Origin of the sequence: Lutibacter holmesii, from assembly GCF_042679665.1 — a bacterium.
Taxonomy (GTDB): Bacteria; Bacteroidota; Bacteroidia; order Flavobacteriales; family Flavobacteriaceae; genus Lutibacter; species Lutibacter holmesii.
Map to the genome: position 1 here is coordinate 137,553 of NZ_JBHTMV010000004.1, position 23,210 is coordinate 160,762.

At 28.7% G+C, this 23,210-nt stretch carries 19 protein-coding genes; 12 read left to right on the forward strand and 7 right to left on the reverse strand.

Going from position 1 to position 23,210, the window contains the following annotated elements; all coding sequences use genetic code 11:
- Positions 1 to 735: an arylesterase gene (locus ACFQ5N_RS08950; RefSeq protein WP_386809155.1), complete on the forward strand. Its 735-nt coding sequence runs from the start codon at positions 1 to 3 to the stop codon at positions 733 to 735.
- A gap of 58 nt (positions 736 to 793) precedes the next feature.
- Positions 794 to 1,438, forward strand: a complete 645-nt coding sequence (locus ACFQ5N_RS08955; RefSeq protein ID WP_386809156.1) for a thiamine phosphate synthase — start codon at positions 794 to 796, stop codon at positions 1,436 to 1,438.
- 18 nt (positions 1,439 to 1,456) lie between these two features.
- On the opposite strand, the gene ACFQ5N_RS08960 is transcribed toward ACFQ5N_RS08955, so the two are convergent.
- Positions 1,457 to 2,716 carry an ATP-binding cassette domain-containing protein gene (locus tag ACFQ5N_RS08960; RefSeq protein WP_386809157.1) on the reverse strand — a complete coding sequence of 420 codons (1,260 nt, stop codon included), beginning with the start codon at positions 2,714 to 2,716 and terminating at the stop codon, positions 1,457 to 1,459.
- Between the two features lie 164 nt (positions 2,717 to 2,880).
- Positions 2,881 to 3,072: a cold-shock protein gene (locus ACFQ5N_RS08965; RefSeq protein ID WP_386809158.1), complete on the reverse strand. Its 192-nt coding sequence runs from the start codon at positions 3,070 to 3,072 to the stop codon at positions 2,881 to 2,883.
- Positions 3,073 to 3,280: 208 nt separating this feature from the next.
- Here ACFQ5N_RS08965 and ACFQ5N_RS08970 point away from each other — a divergent pair, with 208 nt between their 5' ends.
- The 6 genes from ACFQ5N_RS08970 (at position 3,281) to ACFQ5N_RS08995 (ending at position 9,929) form a co-directional block, all read left to right on the forward strand.
- Positions 3,281 to 3,853 (forward strand): Crp/Fnr family transcriptional regulator, encoded by a 573-nt coding sequence (locus ACFQ5N_RS08970; protein WP_386809159.1) that lies wholly within the window; start codon positions 3,281 to 3,283, stop codon positions 3,851 to 3,853.
- A gap of 55 nt (positions 3,854 to 3,908) precedes the next feature.
- Positions 3,909 to 4,634 (forward strand): acyl-CoA desaturase, encoded by a 726-nt coding sequence (locus ACFQ5N_RS08975; protein ID WP_386809160.1) that lies wholly within the window; start codon positions 3,909 to 3,911, stop codon positions 4,632 to 4,634.
- Positions 4,635 to 4,841: 207 nt separating this feature from the next.
- Positions 4,842 to 5,522 carry a TetR/AcrR family transcriptional regulator gene (locus tag ACFQ5N_RS08980; protein WP_386809161.1) on the forward strand — a complete coding sequence of 227 codons (681 nt, stop codon included), beginning with the start codon at positions 4,842 to 4,844 and terminating at the stop codon, positions 5,520 to 5,522.
- The gene (locus ACFQ5N_RS08985; RefSeq protein ID WP_386809162.1) at positions 5,512 to 7,182 is read left to right on the forward strand and encodes a peptidase domain-containing ABC transporter; all 1,671 of its coding nucleotides are present in this window, start codon (positions 5,512 to 5,514) and stop codon (positions 7,180 to 7,182) included. The genes ACFQ5N_RS08980 and ACFQ5N_RS08985 overlap by 11 nt, the downstream gene beginning before the upstream one ends.
- A gap of 3 nt (positions 7,183 to 7,185) precedes the next feature.
- The gene (locus tag ACFQ5N_RS08990; protein WP_386809163.1) at positions 7,186 to 8,541 is read left to right on the forward strand and encodes an HlyD family secretion protein; all 1,356 of its coding nucleotides are present in this window, start codon (positions 7,186 to 7,188) and stop codon (positions 8,539 to 8,541) included.
- Complete coding sequence (locus tag ACFQ5N_RS08995) at positions 8,541 to 9,929, forward strand: TolC family protein (RefSeq protein WP_386809164.1); 1,389 nt, start codon at positions 8,541 to 8,543, stop codon at positions 9,927 to 9,929. Before ACFQ5N_RS08990 ends, ACFQ5N_RS08995 begins: the two co-directional genes overlap by 1 nt.
- A 6-nt stretch (positions 9,930 to 9,935) precedes the next feature.
- Here ACFQ5N_RS08995 and ACFQ5N_RS09000 read toward each other — a convergent pair whose 3' ends face one another.
- Together ACFQ5N_RS09000 and ACFQ5N_RS09005 are read right to left on the reverse strand one after the other, a co-directional pair.
- Entirely contained in the window at positions 9,936 to 11,159 is a 1,224-nt protein-coding gene (locus ACFQ5N_RS09000; RefSeq protein WP_386809165.1) for an MFS transporter, read from the reverse strand.
- Positions 11,160 to 11,233: 74 nt separating this feature from the next.
- A complete protein-coding gene (locus ACFQ5N_RS09005) occupies positions 11,234 to 12,100 on the reverse strand; it encodes a DMT family transporter (RefSeq protein ID WP_386809166.1) in 867 nt (288 codons plus the stop codon).
- A 328-nt stretch (positions 12,101 to 12,428) separates the two neighbouring features.
- Here ACFQ5N_RS09005 and ACFQ5N_RS09010 point away from each other — a divergent pair, with 328 nt between their 5' ends.
- Positions 12,429 to 12,995, forward strand: coding sequence for an acetate uptake transporter (locus ACFQ5N_RS09010; RefSeq protein WP_386809167.1), 567 nt, complete (start codon positions 12,429 to 12,431; stop codon positions 12,993 to 12,995).
- Between the two features lie 133 nt (positions 12,996 to 13,128).
- On the opposite strand, the gene ACFQ5N_RS09015 is transcribed toward ACFQ5N_RS09010, so the two are convergent.
- From ACFQ5N_RS09015 to ACFQ5N_RS09025, 3 genes are all read right to left on the reverse strand, one after another.
- Positions 13,129 to 14,682, reverse strand: coding sequence for a DEAD/DEAH box helicase (locus ACFQ5N_RS09015; protein ID WP_386809168.1), 1,554 nt, complete (start codon positions 14,680 to 14,682; stop codon positions 13,129 to 13,131).
- Between the two features lie 129 nt (positions 14,683 to 14,811).
- Positions 14,812 to 15,729, reverse strand: coding sequence for an EamA family transporter (locus ACFQ5N_RS09020; RefSeq protein ID WP_386809169.1), 918 nt, complete (start codon positions 15,727 to 15,729; stop codon positions 14,812 to 14,814).
- 31 nt (positions 15,730 to 15,760) lie between these two features.
- Positions 15,761 to 18,544, reverse strand: a complete 2,784-nt coding sequence (locus ACFQ5N_RS09025; protein ID WP_386809170.1) for an alpha/beta hydrolase family protein — start codon at positions 18,542 to 18,544, stop codon at positions 15,761 to 15,763.
- 327 nt (positions 18,545 to 18,871) lie between these two features.
- Between ACFQ5N_RS09025 and ACFQ5N_RS09030 the strand changes: the two genes are divergently transcribed.
- The 3 genes from ACFQ5N_RS09030 to ACFQ5N_RS09040 are packed head-to-tail and all read left to right on the forward strand — an operon-like array spanning position 18,872 to position 23,210.
- Entirely contained in the window at positions 18,872 to 21,550 is a 2,679-nt protein-coding gene (locus tag ACFQ5N_RS09030) for an AAA family ATPase (protein WP_386809171.1), read from the forward strand.
- Positions 21,551 to 21,591: 41 nt separating this feature from the next.
- Entirely contained in the window at positions 21,592 to 22,302 is a 711-nt protein-coding gene (locus ACFQ5N_RS09035) for a hypothetical protein (RefSeq protein WP_386809172.1), read from the forward strand.
- A gap of 2 nt (positions 22,303 to 22,304) precedes the next feature.
- On the forward strand, positions 22,305 to 23,210 hold the full coding sequence (locus tag ACFQ5N_RS09040) for a hypothetical protein (RefSeq protein ID WP_386809173.1): 906 nt from the start codon (positions 22,305 to 22,307) through the stop codon (positions 23,208 to 23,210).

The following is a 23,210-nucleotide window of genomic DNA, read 5'->3' on the forward strand; positions in this document are numbered from 1 at the left end:
ATGCTGAAATTGAAAATTAGACAATTGCTTTTAAATTTTAATACTATTGTAACGAAGATTTTCTTAAAATTTTGTTATTTTTCATTGTTCTTGTTTTTATTTTCATGTGGATCAGATACTGTTAAAAAGGAAAATTCTTCTGAAAGCGCTAATATTGAAGCAACTAAGAGCCAAACAAAAACTATTTTGTTTTTTGGAGATAGTTTAACTGCTGGTTATGGTTTGGAAGATGTAAACGATGCATTTCCTGCACTTATTCAAAATAAAATAGATTCACTTTCTTTGGATTATACGGTAATAAATTCTGGATTAAGCGGAGAAACAACCGCTGGTGGAAAGAATAGAATAAATTGGGTGTTGAATCAAAAAATTGATGTTTTTGTTTTAGAATTAGGTGCTAACGATGGTTTGCGCGGTGTTCCTTTAGCAGAAACCAGAGCGAATTTACAAGCAATTATTGATGTTGTTTTAGAGAAAAACGCAGCTACCAAAATTATTTTGGCAGGAATGCAATTGCCTCCAAATATGGGGCAAGATTATACGGAAGAATTCAAATCTATTTTTCCTGAGTTGGCGAAAAAAAATAACCTTGCATTAATTCCTTTTTTATTAGAAGATGTTGGAGGAATTGCTGAGTTAAATCAAGCCGATGGAATTCATCCTACTGTTGAAGGACAAAAAAATGTAGCTAATAATGTTTGGGCAGTTTTAGAATCAATTATTAGTTTAGAATAGCCTATCTAAAAATTTAACAATCAGCTAATTAATATTTTATATAGTAAGATTTTTATAAATGTTTATACCAAAATTACATTACATATCACAAGGAGATTCTCCAAAAGATCATATAGAAAATATACAAAAAGCTTGTACTTCAGGAGTGGAATTGGTACAACTGAATTTGAAAAATATTTCAGAAAAGAAATATTTAAAAACAGCTAATGAAGTAATAAAAATTACCTCACATTTTCAAACCAGACTCATAATTCTAAACCATTATAAAATTGCCAAAGATATTAAAGCCGATGGTGTGTTTTTAGATAATTTGACAATTTGCCCTTCGGAAGTAAGAAAACATTTATATACTTGGCAATTAATTGGAGTTGCCACAAATACACTAAAAGATTGTGAATTTTTAATAGCTAAAGAAGTAGATTATTTATGTTTAGGTCCGTTTAAACAAGTTACAAATACAAACAATTCAACTACTGAATTAGGCTTAAATGGGTACAGTTTAATTACAGAAGCTTTGCAAACTTCAACGCCAATTATTGCTTTTGGAGGTGTTACAACTAAAAATGTATTGGAATTGTTAAAAGCAGGTGTTTCGGGTGTTTCTTCTTCAAAAGAAATTACTTCCAATTTTAATAGCATTCAAACATTTAACCAATTATTAAATGCTTCTTCAACAAAAGAGCAACGTTATACGTTTGAATAAATGCGTTTTAAGTTAAAACTATTTATTGTTTAAAATAATTTCTCCAATGGAACCATTTTCTGTTGGAACTAATTTATAAATGTTTTTTGGGATTAATCCCTTTTCTTGTTGGTGCGAAACATAAATAATGGAGGTTTCGCTTTCTTGTGCAATTTTATTTACTAAACTTGTAATTATTGACACGTTAGCATCACTTAATCCTTGCGTTGGTTCATCTAAAATTAATAAAGGCGGATGTTTAACCATTGAGCGTGCAATTAAAACCATACATTTTTGTTCTTCCGAAAGTGCTGAAAACCAACTAGTTTTATGGGCTGTTAAACCAATTAATTCTATCCATTCATTTGCTATTTTTTTTTTAGCAATTGTAGGCTGTTTGTACAGACCAATAGAATCATAAAATCCTGAAATAATCATTTGTTCAACAGTGTATCTACCATTAAATAATGAAGTCATTGCGGGTGTTATGTAACCAATTTTTTGTTTCACTTCCCAAACGCTTTCTCCACTACCTTTTTTTTGTCCAAATAAAATTAAATTTTTACCATAAGCTTTAGGGTTATCACCGGTTACCATTGTAAGCAACGTAGTTTTTCCTGATCCATTTGGTCCCATTAATTGCCAAAAATCGCCTTTGTTAATTTGCCAATATATATTGTTTAATATGGTTTTGCTTGCATAATTTACAGATACATTTTTAAATTCTATGAGCGGATTTTTAGTTATTTTAAATATATTAATTGCTGGCGGAATTGTTTTATTTAACTTGAAATTTTGCTCGACTTTAATTTGAGCTTTATATGCATTTAGAGTGCCTGTAAAAACAATTGATTCTTCTTTAAATTGTAATACATTGTTTATAAAAGGTAAAACCGTATCAACTCGTTTAAAAATTTGAATGAATGTTATGTGTTTTGATAACTCCTTCAATTTCAACAATAATTCTTTTTGAAACGCTTGATCTAATAAATCAAACGGATTGTCTAAAATTAAAAAGTCTGGATTTTTAGATAACAAATAACTTAGTAAAGCTTTTTTTTGTTCACCGCTTGAGTATGTTGTAATACTACGTTCGTTTTTATTGGTAAGCGTAAAAATATTGTGTTGAACTTCTTCTTTAATAAAGTTTGTTAAAGTGGATTTTGAAAATAACAATCCTTTTTTGTTTTTTAAAAACGTTAAGGGAGCTTTACCTTCACCTTTTAACATTTGTTTGATGAAATTTGATTCCATTGAAAAATTAGAACCATCTATTGCCCAATGTTTTTGTTGTTCCATCTTGTAAATTTAAAACAATCTTTCAATTCATTTTATGGTTTTCACCCAAAAAGAACAAAAAAATAACCATTATTTTAAACCTTAATAATTTAAAACAACGGCTATTAAAAATATAAAAGCCCATCAAAAGATGGGCTTTTATTAAACATGTAAGATATATATTTTTAGATAACTTTTACGTTTACTGCGTTTAATCCTTTTCTACCTTCTTGTAAATCAAATGAAACTTCGTCTCCTTCACGAATTTCGTCAATTAATCCAGAAATGTGAACAAAATGATCTTTTTCTACTCCTTCTTCAGTGATAAAACCAAAACCTTTTGTTTCATTGAAGAATTTTACTGTTCCTTTACTCATTGTAATGTAATTTAATATTTATATTTTTACTTTTGCAAATATGCTGCTATTAATTTAAAAAACAGATAATTAGTTTGTTTATTTTTTATAATAATTTTAGTACCTGTTTTTAGAATAAAATTCCCCCGTAAATTATACTTATTTAGGTGTTTAGATTCCATAATAAACAAGTTATATTTGTGGCTTAATAATTAAGAATCACTATAACGTGCTACAAATTAAAGAGTATCTTGAACAAATTGCCACCATCTCAGATGCTGATTGGGAGTTTTTTACATCAAGGTTACATAGAAGAGTTATTCCTAAAAAAGAAGTTTTTTTAGAAATTAATATGGTTGAAAATCATATTTCATTTATAGAATCTGGTGTTGTTCGTTTATTTATTCCGAAGGAAAACCCAGAAAAAGAGATAACTTTTGGTTTTAGTTTTAAAGATCAATTTATAAGTGCTTACGATTCTTTTCTTACCAGAAAACCTTCATTATATCAATTACAAGCTTTAACAGACACCACACTTTTAAGCATAACTTATAATGATTTACAAGAAGTATATAAAACCACTCAAATAGGAAATCTTATTGGACGACTAACCGCAGAACGATTGTTTTTAATTAAATCTAAACGAGAACAAAACTTGTTAAATTTAACTGCAGAAGAACGTTATATGAAGTTGTTTAAAGAAAGACCAGAGTTGTTAAAAGTTATTCCTTTAAAATATATAAGTTCATACATTGGTGTAACTGCGCAAGCTTTAAGCAGAATTAGAAAGCGTATTTCTTGACTTAGGTTCATTGTTTTGGCTTTTTAATGAAATTATATTTGCCAAAAATATAAATATGGCCATTTTAATTCTTGTTTTTATACTTTGGTATGGTGGATTGTTTTTTCAATCCTTTTTTTTACACAGATACGCTGCACATCAAGTGTTTACAATGTCTAAAACTATGGAGCGAATCACTTTTATTTTAACTTGGATTTTTCAAGGTCCTAGTTATTTAAGTGCTTATGGTTACGGAATTATGCATAGAATGCATCACGCATATACTGATACGAAAGATGATCCGCACTCACCTGCTTTTGATCCAAATATGTTTGCAATGATGTGGAAAACTAAAAATATTTATCAAGACATAAATAACAATCGAGTTGAAATTGACAGTCGATTCACAAAAAATGTTCCGCAATGGGCTAAATTTGATGCATTTGCAGGTTCCAGATTTTCAAGATTATTATGGATTGTTTTATACCTACTGTTTTTTATTTATTTCGCTACAGCTTGGTGGCAGTGGTTGTTATTGCCGCTTACTTTTTTAATGGCTCCTATTCATGGCGTAATTATTAATTGGTTTGGACATATTTATGGATATGTTAATTTTAAAATGGATAATACAAGTAAAAATTTATTTCCTTTTGACTTTTTAATGATGGGTGAAGGTTATCATAACAATCATCATAAACATGCTAGTAATGCTAATTTTGGATTTCGTTGGCATGAAATTGATATAACATATGTTATTATGGTTTGTTTAAATTTTGTGGGTGTTATTCAGTTGAAGAAGTAATTTTTACTAATTACTGTTATTAGCAACTACAAAACTTATTTCAAATACTTTATTTAGAATATATTTGAATATATTAGCTTATCTTTTTGTTTGTAGCATTAGAAATTTGTTTTCTTTTGCTACAATTGTTGTTATAAGTGAAAAAATATGGCATTCTAACTATTTTTAATAGTAATACTATTATATTTGCGACTAAAATATTCATAAATGGATAAATTACTATCAAATATTAAAATAGAAATACCAACAGGTATTTATTTAAAAGACCCTGAATCATCTTTGTTAGGAAAAAAAATTATACAAAATAGTATTGTTTTAATTGAAGAAATTGGGTTTGAAAATTTTAATTTTAAAAAGTTAGGAAACCTTATTCAATCAAATGAAAGTTCAATTTATCGTTATTTTGAAAGTAAACATCATTTATTAACCTATTTAACTTCGTGGTACTGGAGTTGGATAGAATATCAACTTGTTATTGAAACTTTCAACATAACTAACGCTGAAGAAAAACTTTACAAAGCAATTCATGTAGTTACCAAAACCACAGAAGAAGACAGTAATTTTAGTCATATAAATGAAGTGTTATTAAATTTAATTATGATAAACGAAAGTTCAAAATCATTTTTAACAAAAGATGTTGATATTGAAAATGACGAAGGTTATTTTATTGCTTACAAACGTGTTGTACAAAGGTTTTCAGAAATTATGAAGGGCTTAAACCCTACTTATAAATATCATTTAAGTTTAGCAAGTACAATTATTGAAGGCGCATTGCATCAACAATTTTTAAAAGTGCATTTTAAGTCTATAACCAACTGCGACAAAACGGTTACACCAACACATTTTTTTACCAATTTAATATTTAAAACATTATCTAATGAAGAATAAAATATGGACACCTTGGAGACGGCTAATGAAATTATTGGAATTAGAGCGAAAAGTTGTTTTTCAAATTGGTTATTACGCTATTTTTGAAGGTCTTGTAGCACTTTCATTACCATTAGGAATACAAGCCATTATTAATTTACTACAAAGTGCTGTAATTTCTGCATCTTGGATAGTTTTAATTGTATTGGTTACATTAGGTGTTACCTTTGCAGGTTTATTAAAATTAATGCAAATGCGTATTATTGAAACCATACAACAACGCATATTTACTAGAGCTTCTTTTGATTTAAGCTATCGGTTTCCAAAAATTAAAATGAACGAATTAAGAAATTATTACCTTCCTGAGTTGGCCAATAGATTTTTTGATACGTTAACCATACAAAAAGGATTGTCAAAAATTTTAATTGATGTTCCTTCAGCTTTATTGCAAATTATTTTTGCGTTAATTTTACTTTCATTTTACCACGCTTTTTTCATCTTTTTTGGTCTTTTATTACTTGTGTTAATTTATATTATTTTTAAGTACACGGCTCAAAACGGATTAAATACAAGTTTAGTAGAATCTAAAAGCAAGTATAAAGTAGCGCATTGGTTACAAGAAGTTGCGCGTACAGTGGTTAGTTTTAAACTTTCAGGAAAAACAAGTTTAGCCTTACAAAAAACAGATGATCTTGTAAATGAATATATTGATTCACGAGAGAAACACTTTAAAGTATTGATTTTGCAAGTGGCTCAAATGATTGGTTTTAAAGTGCTTATTACCGCAGGATTACTTGTTATTGGTGGTTTTTTAGTATTAAACCAACGTATGAATATTGGTCAGTTTGTAGCTGCAGAAATTATTATACTTTTAGTAATTAACTCTGTAGAAAAATTGATTTTAGGTTTAGAATCTCTTTATGACGTGTTAACTTCTATTGAAAAACTAGGTCAAATTACTGATAAGCCAATTGAGTTGCAAAGTGGAGAGTTGTTAGAAGATAATTCAGCATTAACCGTTGAACTAAAAGATTTGGATTACAGCACCAATGCCGGTAAAAATCCAATTTTAAATGGAATATCGTTTACAATAAAACCAAATGATAGAATTCTTGTAAATGGTGAAAGTGGCTCAGGTAAATCTAGCTTATTACATCTTATTTCAGGTATAAACCTTCCAACCAAAGGACATATTTATGTGAACAACCTTTCCATTGAAAGTTTATTTATTAATGAATATCGTTCTAAATTAGGATTATCTCTTTCTGAAGAAACACCTTTTGAAGGTACAATTAGAGAAAATGTTACTTTTGGAAATAAAAAAATTAGCGATAAAACTATTCAAAAGGTTTTTGAAGAATTAGAATTAATAGATTATTTAAAACAGCAACCTAAAGGCTTAAATACCATTATGAAACCTGAAGGAAAGCAAATTGCATATACTATTTCTAAAAAAATTGTTTTGGCCAGAGCTGTAGTAAAAAGACCAAAATTATTGATTTTAGAAAATCCTTTAGATCAATTTCATAGAGATGAAGCTGAAAAAATAATCGCATTTTTAACAAAGCCTTCTCAACCTTGGAGTTTAATTGTTGTTAGCAATAAAAATCAATGGAAAGAAAAATGCAGTAAACATATTACAATGCAAAAAGGAAGTATTATTAATATTGAAAAATTGTAAGTTATGTTAAATATTTCAAGCAATAAAGTATCTCAAAACATAGACTTAAATTCATATAAATCAGGAAAAAAAATATTCTCTAAAGAATATCACACAGGATTTAAAAAGTTTTTAATGTATTTTTCAATTGTATTATTTATAGTGTTGTTTTTACCTTGGACACAAAATATATCAAGTACTGGTATTGTAACTACTTTAAAACCAAATCAGCGTCCGCAAACATTGCAATCACAAATTCCTGGTCGTATTGAACAATGGTATGTGCAAGAAGGAGATTTTGTACATAAAGGCGATACTATTTTAAGAATTTCAGAAATAAAAAGTGAATATTTTGATGAGAAATTGGCTGAACGTACAGATAGTCAATTAACAGCCAAATCATCATCTGTTGAAGCTTATAAAAATAAAGTTATTGCCTTACAAAATCAGTACAATGCGTTGCAACAGGAGCGTACTTTAAAGCTTCAGCAAGCAAAAAATAAAGTAATTCAAGCAAAACTGAAAGTTAAAAGCGATAGTATAGATTTAGAAGCTGCAAAAATTAAAGCTACAATTGCAGAAACACAATTCAATAGAACGATTTCATTACAAGAAGAAGGTTTAAAATCTGTAAAAGATGTTGAGAACTCTAGAAATAAATTGCAAGAAGCCAATGCAAAATTAGTGTCGCAACAAAATAAATTTTTAAGCACTAAAAATCAAGCGATTAATAGTGAACTTTCCATAGCAACTTTAGAAGCAAGTTATAGAGATAAATTATCAAAGTCTCAAAGTGATTTATATACTGCAAAATCTAGCGGATATAATACGGAAGTTGAAGTTTCTAAACTTGAAACTAATTTGGCAAATTATAAAAAGCGAAGTAGTTTATTATATGTTACAGCACCTCAAGATGGGCAAATAAATAAAGCTTTAAAAGCCGGAATTGGTGAAACGTTTAAAGAAGGTGAGCAATTGGCAAATATAATGCCATCAAATTATGAATTGGCTATTGAAATGTATGTGCAACCAATAGATTTACCATTAATTCATATTGGTGAAAAAGTACGTGTTCAGTTTGATGGTTGGCCTGCAATAATTTTTAGCGGATGGCCAAATGTTTCTTACGGAACCTATGGTTCAAAGGTTGTGGCTATAGAAAATTTTATTAGTACCAATGGAATGTATAGAGTTTTGTTAAAGCCAGATGAAAATGATGTAGAATGGCCAACAGCAATTCGTGTAGGTTCAGGAACTAAAACAATTGCTTTGTTAGAAAATGTACCAATTTGGTTTGAATTATGGAGACAAGTTAATAGCTTCCCTCCTAACTTTTATCAACCTGTAAAAACTGATGAGTCAACTAAAAAGAAAGCCTAATGAAAAGATTATTCATCATTTTATCCTTTTTAACTTTCGGTGTTTCTTTTGCTCAAGAAGTTACTAATATTCTAACATTAGAAGAATATTTGGGTTATGTAAAAAAATATCATCCTGTAGTAAAACAAGCGCAATTAATTACAAGTGAAAGTGAAACAAAATTATTGAAATCACGTGGCGCTTTTGACCCTAAACTTGAAGTTGATTACAGCAGAAAGAAATTTAAAAACACTACTTATTATGACAAGTTAAATGCTTCATTTAAAATTCCAACGTGGTACGGAGTACAATTTAAAGCCAACTATGAAAATAATGAGGGTGTATATTTAAATCCTGAGTATAAAACACCTGAAGATGGATTGTATAGTTTAGGAGTTTCAGTTTCTTTGGCAAAAGGCTTACTTACAAATAATAGAATGGCTACTTTAAAACAAGCCAAATTGTATGTAAAACAAGCTGAAGCAAAACAAAAAATAGCAGTGAACGAAGTTTTGTACGCAGCAATTACTTCCTATTTTAACTGGTTAAAAAACTACCAAGCAAAATTGATTTATACCAATTATATGCAAAATGCGAATGAACGTCTTCAAAATGTAAAAATAAGTTTTATTGAAGGAGATAAACCTGCTATTGATACGCTTGAAGCTAGTATTAATTATAAAAGTAGATTGGTAGATCTTGAAAAAGCAAAAATTGGGTATTTAAAATCTAAATTAGAACTTTCAAATTATTTATGGTTAGACAATAATTTACCGTTGGAATTAGAAGAAAAAATGATTCCTGATAGTTTAACAATTACAAAAATTGATTTAGTATTAAATAGTTCTATCTTAAATATAGATGACGAACTTGTAAACAACAATCCTAAATTACAGGCACTTGAACTAAAAAAAGAAAGTTTGATTTTAGATAAAAGGTTAAAGTCAAACAACTTATTGCCTAAAGTAGATTTAGAGTATAATTTTTTATCTTCTGATTATGAAAACACAGACTCTTTTAATACAGCAAATTATAAAACTGGCTTAAATATGAGCTTTCCTTTATTTTTAAGAAAAGAACGTGGCGATTTAAAATTGGCAAAACTAAAATTACAAGATGTTGAATTTGATATTTCAGCAAATAGAGTAAGTATTAAAAATAAAATTGAAAGCACGCAACAAGAAATAATATCCTATTCTAAACAATACACTATTTTAAATGATTTAGTGAAGGATTACAAACAATTAGTACACAAGGAAGATAGAAGATTTATGTTGGGTGAAGGTTCTTTATTTCTTGTAAATTATAGAGAAGTAAAACTAATTGAAAGTCAGCTAAAAAAGATTGAGAGTGAATACAAACTATTTAATAGTAAGTCTAATTTACTGCGAATTTTAACAGCGTTGTAATTTTTTTTACTGAGTTTTTTTAACTTTTATAGAAGCTATAAGTAAAACACCTAAAAAAAGTAAATTTAAATAACCAATATAGCCATAAGAGCCTAGTTTTGTGTAGCAATAACTAAATAAACTTGGAGCAATTGCACTTGCAATCACCAAAAAACTCATTACTTTACCAGAAATTGCTCCTAAGTATTTTCTACCAAAATAACGTGGCCAAGTTACAGCATTTATAACTCCAAATAAACCACTTAAAATTCCTAAACCTCCAATTAATAAATAAATTCCAATTGGTGAAGCTAACCATAAAAGTCCTAGTGAAGCTATAATTCCACTAATTAACATCAAATATAAATATATTTTATGTTGAATATAATCGCTTAAAATATTACAAATAGTAGAAACTATAATTGCTATGATTGATATAGGTAAAAAAATGGCAATAGCTTGTGCTCTTGAATAGTCTTGACTTGAAAAAATAGAAACAATGTGAAATGTAAATCCGGTGGTAAAAAAACTGCTAAAAGCTAGCACTAAACCAAACATCCAAAAAGCTCTTGTTTTTTTTGCTTCATTTAGCGTTAAGTTATTTTCTTGGTCAACTTCAACTTTAATATCAGTATGTTTTACACCATCAGGTTTCAAATTAAAATCTTCAGGTTTGTTTCTATAAAATTGAATTATACAAAAACTGAAAATGAATAAACTTAGAGCTAATAATTGCCAACTTACCTCCCAACCATTGTTTTCAATTAATCTATTTAAAAAAATGGGTGAAGAAGAAAATCCTAAGGAAATGGCTATGCTGCTAATAGAGTTTACTTTACCTCTATTTTTATTAAACCACATCATAATCATATTTCTTGAAGCCATAGTTAACACACCTTGGCCACTAAATCTCATAAAGAAAAAAAGCAATGTCATAATTCCAAAAGGAACTGTCCAAGAATTACTATTTAAAATAGTTTTAATGCCTTCGCTAATTTGAACAGAAATAGATGCAAGAAGTAATGAAATTCCTAAAATAACAGTTGCAAAAAAAGCAACATATCTTGCACCAAATTTATCAAATAAAACACCTGATTTAGAAACAAAAAAGGAACTTAATAAAGTTCCAATCATATATGCATTACTAAATTGATTTCTGCTTAAGCCTAAAGCATCTTTTAAAGGATCTGTAAAAACAGATACTCCAACAGTTTGCCCAGGAATACTGGCAAAAATTCCAATTGTTCCCATAATAAGAACAATATACCCATAGTAAAAAGGTGATTTGCTAGGCTTTACAAATGAATATTTATTTGGATTTAGAATCACTTATTTTTACGAGATTTATACAAAATATTTAGTATCAATGATCCTATAATTAAAGTAATACCTAATAAACTCCAAATAGAATAAATTTCATCAAATAATAGCAATCCAAATATTACGGTAAAAACTACTTCAGCATATTTAATTGGTGCAATTTGATCTGTTTTTCCAGTTTGAAAAGCTTTGGTCATAAATACTTGGCCAAAATACCCAAACACTCCCAAACTAAATAATAAAACCCATTCAAACCCAACTGGATTTACCCAATTATTTATGGAAAGTGCCAATCCTGTTAATGTTGCAATGGCCATAAAATAATTAACCACAACAACCGGATGTTCACTTGTACCAATTTTATTGATAATAATAAAAACCAAACCACTTGTTATAGCAGCAATTAACACAAATAATAAACCTGTTGTATTAATTTGAGAATCAAAACCTTTTAAAACTAAAACACCTATAAATGCCATTACAAAAAACAACCATTGCAAAGGCCAAATTTTCTCTTTTAAAAATAAAACGGCAAATATTCCAGCAAATATTGGCGCTAAATATCTTAGAGAAACAGCGGTACCTACTGACAAATATTTTATAGACATAAAAAATAACGTCATAGAAGTTACACCTACTAAACCTCTAAGTATTAACCATTTTTTATTATTTCCAAGAATGGGAATTCTATTTTTTAATAAATATGTAAAGGTGAAAACAAATGAACTTATAGATCTAAAGAATACAATTTGATAAGCACTTACGTTTTCTAAATATTTAACAATTACATTCATACAAGCAAATGCAAAAGTGCTTATAAGCATAAATTGAATAGATTTTTTAGTATTTGAGGCCATTTTACCTACTTCCATAGAAATAAACTTTTTTAAGTGGCAAAAATACATTAATTATTTACTTACGTTGGTTCTGTTGAAGTTTAATACCTGATTTCACAATAAATTAAACCATTTTTTATAATTAAATGATTAGTTATTTGGTGTAATTGTGTACTGCTGTTTTTAAATGAACAACTGTAACTATTAAGCGTTTACAGGTGGTTGCAAAGTTTTAATTTAATAAGAAGATAAAATTAAACGAAAACGTTATCGTAAATTATTCGGTTTACTGATAAAAATCAGCTAGTTAACACATTAAATTTAGGTATTTTCGCATTTTTAAAAATTATAACAAATAAAAAATATGAGTACCGTAAAATTAGGAAATCCAGCGGTTGTTGGTTTAGCAGGATTTGGATTAACAACGTTATTATTACAATTTCATAACTTAGGGTTATGTGGATTAGGACCAATAGTTGCTATGGGTTTTATTTTTGGAGGATTGGCACAAATGATTGCCGGTTTTATGGAGCAAAAAACTGGAAATAATTTTGGGTTTGCTGCATTTACTAGTTATGGAGCTTTTTGGATTGGTTTAGGAATTATTTGGATTTTAAATCATCTTGGTGTTTATGAATCATCACATACTGATGTTGGTTTTTACCTTGTAGGTTGGACATTATTGACATTTATTTTTTGGATTGGATCATTGTTTATTCACACTGCTATGGCTATTACTTTTACTACCTTATTATTAGGTTTTGTATTTTTAGATTTAGCTCATTTTGGCTTTCCAATTTTCACAACATTTGCAGCTTACATATTAATAGTTTGTGCTTTAGCAGCTTGGTATATGATGGCAACAGTAATTTTAAATGATGTTTCAGGAAAAGAATTATTAAAATCAGGAAAACCTTGGATTAAAAAATAATAAGTCGACTAAAATTATATTATTTTTAAAAGGCATTACTTTAATTAGTAATGCTTTTTTTATGCAATTTCATAAAAAAAACTCTTTTGAATTAAGCATCAAAAGAGTTTTATTTATGTTTTATAAGACTGTATTAATCTTCAGGTGGATATCCGTGAATTTTCTCAAAGTCTTCATCAAAATTAGTCAATAAATAAGAACGTAATTTTTGTCTGTAATCAGTATTTAACCATTCAATAAAATTATGTGTACTTTTACAAATACAACGAATATATTGTTGAATTCTATAGGTAATATCATCATCTAACAATTGAGATAATGCCAATGCATCATATACATCTTCACTATTTTCAATACAAATTTTAGCCTGTTGTTCTATAGAACGTTTCAATACTTCTTTTGATGACAATCCTTTTTGAATAACATCAACATAAGCTGCTTTTACATTAAAAAACACTTCTTCAGATTTTCCAAACTGTTTCCTTACTTCATCAGGCATTTCATATCTAAAGTTGCTCTCTAAATCTTCGTCATTAATTAAATTGTCTAAATAATAGTTAGGAGATTTAAATATTTTTTGCCAATTTAAACTTGCTCCCCACATTCCAAATCTGTGAAAGTTATTACCTAAATCAATTACTGTAAAAGAAGTTTTTCCTTTTGAAATACGAGAACCACGACCAATCATTTGGTAATACAAGGTTAAAGAACGTGTTGCTCTATTTAATATAATTGTATCAACAGTTGGCTCATCAAAACCAGTAGTTAAAATACTTACAGATGTTAAAATGGCATTTGGAGTTTCTTTAAACCATTTTAAAATGTGTTCTCTTTCAGATTTTGAAGCAGTATTATCTAAATGCATTACAGGATATCCTGCAATTTTAAATGTATGATATACGTTTATTGATGTGCTAATACCGTTGTTAAAAATTAATGTTTTTTTGTTTTTTGAACGCTCTTCGTAAGCTTCAACTAACTTATTAAGCATATTTCCACTCGTATATAAATCATCTGAAGATTTCACTGTGTAATCTCCATTTGCACCAACTACCAATGAAGTTAAACCAACATTGTACGAGTACGTTTTTGCACGTGCTAAAAAGTTGTTTTTTATTAAAGACTCTATAGTTTCTCCAACAATTAACTCTTCATAATTATCAGTCATAGGTAACTGAATATTTGAGCTTAATGGAGTTGCTGTTACACCTAAGAAAAAAGATTTACTAAAAAATTTAAAAATTTTAGTGAATGAATTATTATGAGCTTCATCAATAATAACTAAACCAATATCAGAAATATCTAATTTATTATCATTTAAACGGTTGTTTAAAGTTTCAACCATTGCAACATAACAACTATATTTTTGTTGATCGTCTAGGTTAGCTTTACTATCAATTACTTTACTTTCAACTCCAAATTCAGTAAGCATTTTTGAAGTTTGTTTACAAAGCTCAATTCTATGTGTTAAAACAAGTACTTTTTTTTGATGATGTTTTAAGTATTGTCTAACCATTTCAGAAAAGATAACCGTTTTACCACCACCAGTAGGTAATTGGTATAATAAATGGTAATCTTCTTTAGCTTCTTCAAACCTTTTGAAAATTTTATCAATAGCCTCTTTTTGATAGCTATATAAATCTTTACCAGCCTTCCTTTCTTCTAATTCAATATTTGTTAGCACCACATTTCAAATTTAAAAACCCACAAAAATACAGCGTTTAAAGGGTTATCACAATTTTTAAAGCAAAAATATTCTTAAATAAAAAGTTAAAATGCCTTATCTCTTTAAATATAAGGTGTTTAATGTGTAAAATTATTTTTTAAATCTTGCGAATAAAATTAATTTTCTTTTGGTGTTTATAAAATAAACACCTGTTAATAATACAACCGCTGCTATTATAGATTGTGTTGTAATTTGTTCATTTAAAACATACCAACCTAATAACAGCGCAATTATTGGATTTACATAAGTTGAAGTTGCTACCTTTTCAGGTGAAACAACTTTTAATAAATAATTAAATGCCGTAAAAGCAATTATACTTCCAAATACAATTAATAGAATCATAGATCCTAAAACAGGTGCGCTCCAATTAGTGGGTGAAGTCCAAGTTTCACCAAAAGTTAAACTTAAAATACATAACATAACTCCACCTGTTAACATTTGGTATCCTGTATTTACAAAGTAATTTTTGGGGAAATTAGCCTTAGCCACAAATAAACTTCCGTATGCCCAACTTAACATACAAGCAAAAATGGTTAACATCCCTAAAGCCATTCCTTCTTGTTTAATAAGTTCTTTTTGACTAACTAACAGATAAATACCTATGATGCCAAAAATAACACCTATTAACGACATTGGTTTTATTTTTTTTCCTTCCAAAAAATACATCATTAATAAAACAACCAATGGTTGTGCTGAAATTTCAAGCGCTGTAAATCCGCTATCAACAAATTTTAATGCCCAAACTACGCCTCCATTTCCAAATGTTAAAAATAAAAAACCAATTATAGAACAATTTAACAACTGCTTTTTTGTGATTTTTAAACTAGTTCCTGCAATTTTAGCAATTATAAAAATAAAAATACTTGCTACTGTAAATCTTATAGATGCCAACATAAATGGAGGCAACTCTGCAACCGCAATTTTATTTAATAAATACGTAGATCCCCAAATAACATAAATAGCAAAAAATGCTAAAACTATAAGAAGCTTATTGGTGTTTTTAGACATTAAAACTTAATTGTTATAATCCAATAAAATATTATTCTGAAATTAATTCATATCCTTGATTGATTCCTTTTTCAATAGCAGGAACACCTTTTTGCATCCAAACAGGCATTTTAGCTCCTTTTAAATAATAATCAAAAAATTGTGCCATACGAATATTAAAATCTTTTCTGTTTTGCATTTTTAAAGGCCAATGTGGTTCTTCATTGTAATTTAAAAACCAAGAAGGTTTTCCTAATCTTCTTAATGAAACAAAGAACTCAATTCCTTGATACCAAGGCACGTGACCATCAGCATCATTATGCATAATTAATAATGGAGTTGTAATTTTATCAATGTTAAAAATTGGTGAGTTTTCAATATATCTATCAGCAACTTCCCAAGGTGTACCTCCTATTCTACTTTGTGTATGTTCATATTGAAATTGACGACTTAAACCTGTCCACCATCTAATTCCGCCATATGCACTTATCATATTTGCAACTGGCGCACCTGATTCTGCAGCTTTAAAAATATTGGTTTTTGTAACTAAATGTGCAATTTGATATCCTCCCCAACTATGACCTTGTACACCAATATTATCTTTATCTACAAATCCTTTTTCAATTAAAGCATTTACACCAGGAATTACACAATTGTAAGCACTTTCACCTGGATAACCAACTTTATACACCACATCTGGATTGAAAATTACATAACCACGACTTGCATAAAAACTATAATTTATAGTAGAACGTCCTGGTGATGGTGCAATGTGTCTGTGCAATCTATCTGAACTTCTTTCATAAAAATTCACAATCATTGGATATTTTTTAGACGCATCAAAATTTTCTGGTTTAATTAGCATTCCTGTTAACTCAATTCCATCTAAAGATGTCCAATGAACCAATTCAGCTGTTCCCCAATTGTATTCACTTTGTTGTGGATTTGCATTAGTTAGTATTTTTTCACTTTTAAAAGATAAATCTGAATAAATTAAATCAGGAAATTGAGTGAATGATTCTTTGGTAAACACAATATTGTTTGTGTTTTTTGCTTTTAAAGGTTTTGTAAAACGGTTAGGTCCTTTAATAAGTTGTTTTCCTTTATTGTTTTTTGAATTGTATTCATAATATCCAGCATCCATTGTAACTCCATTAAAAGTACTTAAAAGCCATTTTTCATCCTTCGGAATAAAACGTTCTTCATCATTTAATTTTAGATATTTATACGTGATTTTTGAAGCTCTACCATTGGTTAGTTTTACTGCTGTACCATTTTCAGGGTTAAATTTCCAAATATCATATCTGTCATAAATTAAAAACGCATCATCATTAGTTGTCCACCCGGCAGCTCCATAAGATCTTGGATGTTTTGGAGAATCGTTTAACTCGTCATAAAAACTAGTTTCAGCAGTTAAATTCACCAATTTATTGGTTGCCACGGAATATGCGAACCAAGTGCTATCAACAGAATTGTAACCATACGCATATTTTCCAGCAGGGCTTAAACGAACTCTACCAGCAATATTATTTAAAATTTCTGTTGTTTCTCCGGTAGCAACGTTTACCAATGCATAATCGCTAGCGGTGTAACCTTTCCACTGACTCTCAAGTTGATATGGCTCTGAGTTACGAACCAAACTATAAGCTGCATTCCCTTCATTTCCAATATTGGCATTTGGATATTCTTTAGTTGCCAATTGCACTATTGAATTATTGTTTAAATGAAGAACTGTTTCATAAGATTTTTTTTGATCATCTTTTACTTGTAATTCTTGTACTGTATATAAACGTGGCTCGTTATAGGTCCAAACTTCTACATTTACAATTTCTTCATCAATTAAAGTAGTATCTTTTACAATAGGTGGTGTTGCCAATCCAAAATACATTTTTGAAGCATCTTTTGAAAAGTGAATTTTCCCATCTGAAGAAACTCTATATCCTTTTGGTGAAGATTTAGCATCTAATATTTTTTCAGCAAGTGGTTTTCCTTCACTCCAAACATATAATTCATTGGGTCTTACTTGCACTTTTGTAGTGTCTGCATCTACAACAAAACCAATATTTTTACCAGTATCACTTATACTTAATTGATGGTATTTTGCTTTTTTTGATGTGTAAATATTTTTTGATGTATTTTCTTTTAAATCAACAACATAAACACCTTCAATTAAAGTAGAATCTAACCCTGTAGTTGTATATGTAAAATAGGCTCCTTCTTTAGCAAAAAGATAATCTTTTACAAATTTAATGGTATCTTGTTTGTTAGTATTTAAATTTCTTAATACCAAATGATAGCCGTTTTCTTTACCAACTTTTTTAAGCTTCTTTTTGCTTTTCTTTTTATCTGATTTCTTTTTTGAAGTATCCTTTTCTTTTTTAATATCTTCTAATAAATAGGCTACATATCCACTCCATTCCTCCGGAACTTTATACGATTTTACATTTCCTATTTTTGTAAGCGTTTGGCTGTTTAAATTATAAATACCTAATGAGTCTTTTGGTAATTTATCTTTTTTTATTTTTTTTCTTTTTAATGCAACTACACTATCTTTCCAAGGTTTAATAGTGAACAATGCAAATTTAGAATTACTTGTAAAAATACCTTTTTGGGCTCTTTCTTGTTGAAAAATAGTTGTAGCCTTTGCATCTTTAATTTGAAGAAAATTATCTTTTTCTCCTTTCTCTAAAGAATACATAACGTATTTTCCATTAGCTGAAATTTGTTTGTTTTTTATGGAGTTCCAAATTTCAAAATCTTTATGATCTAAAACTTTTTTTTGTGCAAATGTTGCAACCGACAATAAAATAAATAGTGAAGTTAATTGTGCTTTCATTAAAAGTGAATTTTTATAAAAGCATAAATATAAGTATTAACATTATTAAATTGGTGAGCTGTTTAAAATAATTACTAAAAAAGCAATTCATTTGAATTTCACAGCATTGTAAAATTTAGTATATTTGAGAAGCAATTTATCTAATTATTGAAATCCCAAAAAATAACCTCAAAAACAATAATTAAGATTATTGCACTCGTTTTAAGGAGTTTAATTTAAATTTCTTAAAATTTATATAGAATACTTTACTACTACTAAATTTAAATAGCGTTTAAAATTAACATAGGTAATTACACCTATTTTTTGCATTGATTTAAATTAGAAGTTATGGGTTGGTTTCATAAAAATAAGGATAAATTCTATAAATTTAAGAGCTTACAAACCTATGCTTGGGACAGAACTATAAATAATAACAGAAAATATAGAACTGTTTTTGACAAGCAAGAGTTAAATTATTTAAGCGTTGGCTTAGAGTTTTACAATAAACTTTTTGATGAAAAAGACTGGAAAGCAATTGTAGTTTTTAAAGCCTATAAAATTGATGACGATAAAAAATCTACCTTACTTTGTGAAAAAGAAGAAGAATATACCATAACCAAAGATCTTAATATTGCCGTTTGTGATTATGGTTGGGGAAATGACGATTATGGAAGCTTTTGGAAAAAAGGAACTTACTGTTGGGACGCATATATTGATGAGAAATATATAACATCAACCAAATTTTATATTGAAGATGTTGGTAAAGTTTCAACTGAAGAAAACCCATATTTTGGTGTAGTTTCAGCCTTTACTTATGAAACTGATGATGAAAATGACACTCCTGAAAAACGTTTGTATTTAAAGCAATTTATGTACAAGCAAATTGAATATGTTTTTACTGAGTTTAAATTTATAAGTAAAGTAGATCACGATTGGTTATGTGAACTTTTCTTTAATTATTATGACGATTCTGGTCTTTTAATAGGTACTTCAAATACTATTGAATATATAACAACTAGTGTAAATCCAAATGAGTTGCAAGAAGTTGTTTGTGCTTGGGGAAGCACAGATAATACTGTATGGCTAAGAGATAATTACCGTGTTGAAGTTGTTTTTATGGATACCGTTGTAGCAAAAGCAAAATTTAGTATTGGAGACGATTTAATAAGCATTTTTGAAACTATTGATGATTTAGTTGAACCAGAATTAGATGAAGAAGATCCGCTTTTAAAAGAGGTTGTTTTAGCCAAACCTGAAGAAATTTCAGCTAAAATTGAAAATAGACCATTGCCTGAAATTTTAGAAGAATTAAATAGTTTGGTTGGCTTACAACAAATAAAAAATAAAATAAAAGAATATATAGATTATGTAACCTATTTACAGCTTCGAAAAAACAAAGGAATTGAAGATGATGACGAAATAAACTTGCACAGCGTTTTCACAGGAAATCCGGGAACTGGAAAAACAACAGTTGTAAAATTACTTGGTGAAATTTACAAAGCAATGGGTTTATTGTCTAAAGGACACGTGCTAACAGTTGAAAGCAACGATTTAATAACGGGTTATGTGCGTCAAACTGGTGAAAACACCAAAGAAATTATTGAAAAAGCACGCGGTGGAATTCTATTTATTGATGAAGCTTATATGCTTTTTAAAGATGGCGCACCTAACGATTTTGGACCAGAAGCTATTGCAGCACTTATTACTGAAATGAGTGATGGTATTGGAGATATTGCAATTATGGTTGCGGGCTATCCCAAAGAAATGGAACGTTTTATGGCGTCAAATCCTGGGTTAAAATCTCGTTTTAGAAATTACTATCATTTTAAAGACTACTCACCTAACGAGCTTACAGCAATTGCAATGTACGCAGCTCATAAAAAAGAAGTAGTTTTAAGTGAAGCTGCTATTTCTAAATTATCTAAAATAATTACCAATGCCTTTAGAGATAGAGATCACACTTTTGGAAACGCACGATTAATAAATGCTTTGATAGATGAGGCAAAAATGAATTTAGGAATTAGATTGGTAAGAACTCAGCAAAAATCAAAGCTTACCAAAGAAGTACTTTCTACAATTCAAGAAGAAGATATTGAAGATGTTTCTGAAATTATAAACACAAATAGTCTAAAACTCCCTATTGATACCGCTTTACTTTCTGAAGCTGTAAACGAATTGAATAATTTAATTGGTTTAACTCACATAAAACAAGAAGTTGAAGAGCTAATTAAATTAACTAAATATTACAAAGAAATAAATAGAGATGTTTTAAAAGCTTTTTCTATGCACAGTATTTTTTTAGGAAATCCTGGTACAGGTAAAACAACAGTGGCAAGAATCATTGGAAAAATTTATAAAGCGTTGGGCTTACTTGAACGTGGTCACGTGGTTGAAGTTGACGGAAGTAGCTTAATTGCCGGTTATGTTGGTCAAACATCTTTAAAAACAAAAGAGCTTATAAAAAAAGCAATGGGTGGCGTTTTATTTATTGATGAAGCTTATGCAATAACAGAAGGTACAGCAACTAATTCTGCAAATAATTTTGGAAAAAAAGCCATTGCCGCACTTATAAAAGAAATGGAAGATCATAGAGGGAAATTTAGTGTAATTGTTGCTGGTTATACTCAAAATATGAAAGGATTTATAAAATCAAATCCAGGATTAAAATCGCGTTTTGATAAAACCTTCCACTTTAATGATTTTACTGAAAATGAAATGTGGGAAATTACAAAAGTAATGTTGCATCAAAAACAGTTAAAAACTACAAATGATGCAGAGCTACATCTAAAAAAATACATCAATGTATTGTATACACACCGCTCACCTTATTTTGGAAATGCTCGTTCTATTCGGAAAATTGTTGAAAAAACAGTGCGTAATCAAGAATTAAGAATGGCTAATTTGACTAAAAAACAAAGAACTAATCAAATGATTTCTACTGTTGAAATTGATGATGTTATAGAATTTAATTCAGATAAAATAGAAGAAAACAAAAGTGTACGAATTGGTTATAAATCAAATTCATAACGTATTAAAAACAGTTGTAATCCACCAGTAAATTCTAAATAATGAAAACACAAAATATATCTACAAAGTTTCAAACATTCGCAGCAATTCTACTTTTATGTAATTGCTTATTTATCAATGCTCAATCTGCTCCAATTGAGCCTATAAATCCAATTGATGAAGTTTGGAGAAAAGACAAAAATATTCCTGTAAGTGGAGAAATTAGAACAGGATTGGTTTATAACATTGACGAAACTACAGCTATAAAAGAGTATTTCTTTGTTAATTTACCAAATGAAAAATTTGATTTTCTTTTTGTTGAAATTACTTCAAATGATGGACGTTACAACGCTTCTTTAAGTTTTGATATTAAAAATAAACCCGCTGGTGAACTTAAATTAAAATGGAGTACTGAGTATTACAACGATTTAAAAAACTTCAACAGTAAAGAGTTAACCATTCTTTCGTGGCTTGCAAATAGTGACGATTCAATGCGTAAACACTTTGTTATCTCAAATTGGTCTTCTTTTAATTCTGAAGAATTTGTATACATTATTTTAAATTCAGAACAACAAGCAACTATCAATGTTTACAACCCAAATACAAATACATCGCTAGATTTTAAATGTGAACAATTCATCAATCAGCCTAAAGTTTCTTTTTGCGCTTACTGTAAAATTCCAATTAAAGTAATTTCAAAAGATAGCGAAGTCTCTGTAATTCAACGAGCACGAAAATCTTTCAATAGGTATCCAATGAATTTGAAACTATAACAATGGCGCATCTTCTACATAAAAAAAACATTATAAAAGGTTTATGGATAACACTTGGTTTGGGTACTTTGTCATTTATTTTGTACTTAATATTGTTGGTGTTTTTTGACAATATTAATACGCTTTTTAATATTACAGCACATACTGAAATTATTAAATTTCAAACAGTTAACAAACCAATAAGCAGGTATAATTTAAACAACGCTTCTATTCACGTAACAGACAATTATAACTTTAAAAATATTTATAATTCTTTTAATGGAAGTTTAGAAATTAATAAAAATGTAAAGGTTGAAATTGAACGTATTTCACAAGGAAACATTATTTTTTTATTAGAAAGTGACAACGGTACGTCAATTGGAAATTTGTACAACAGCAGCAATGAAAACATATATGCAGCCAAAGATTATATGTTAATTGAAATTAAAAAGGTTGATAGTCTTTTAAATAATGGTATTAGCATTGTTTTTCCATTGTCTGGCTATGTTGAATTAGGGAAATCTGTAGATGTAGAAATTTTGAATGAAACCAACCCTGTTGTAAGAACAGGAGATATTACAATGACAGGTTATTCAAATTTTGGAAGTGGTCAATATTTTGAAGCAGGTAATAAAAAGCTGTATTTGGGAGATTGTTTAGAGTTTGAAAACAAAGATGCCATTGGGTTTGTTGCTGTAAATGATAGTCCGGCATTACAAGTTGCTTATAGAATTGAAGCAAATGAAGCAATTATAAGAAAACCTGGGCCAAAAGGTAAAAACAGCGGTTATAGAATTTCTGCCTCTGTGTATGATAAATTTATCAATGATAGGTTTTTCCAAGGATTGTCAATGATTTTTGCTACATTACTGGTAATTACCTCATTAACAGACTTTACATTGAATATAATTAAACGTAAAAAAAGATAA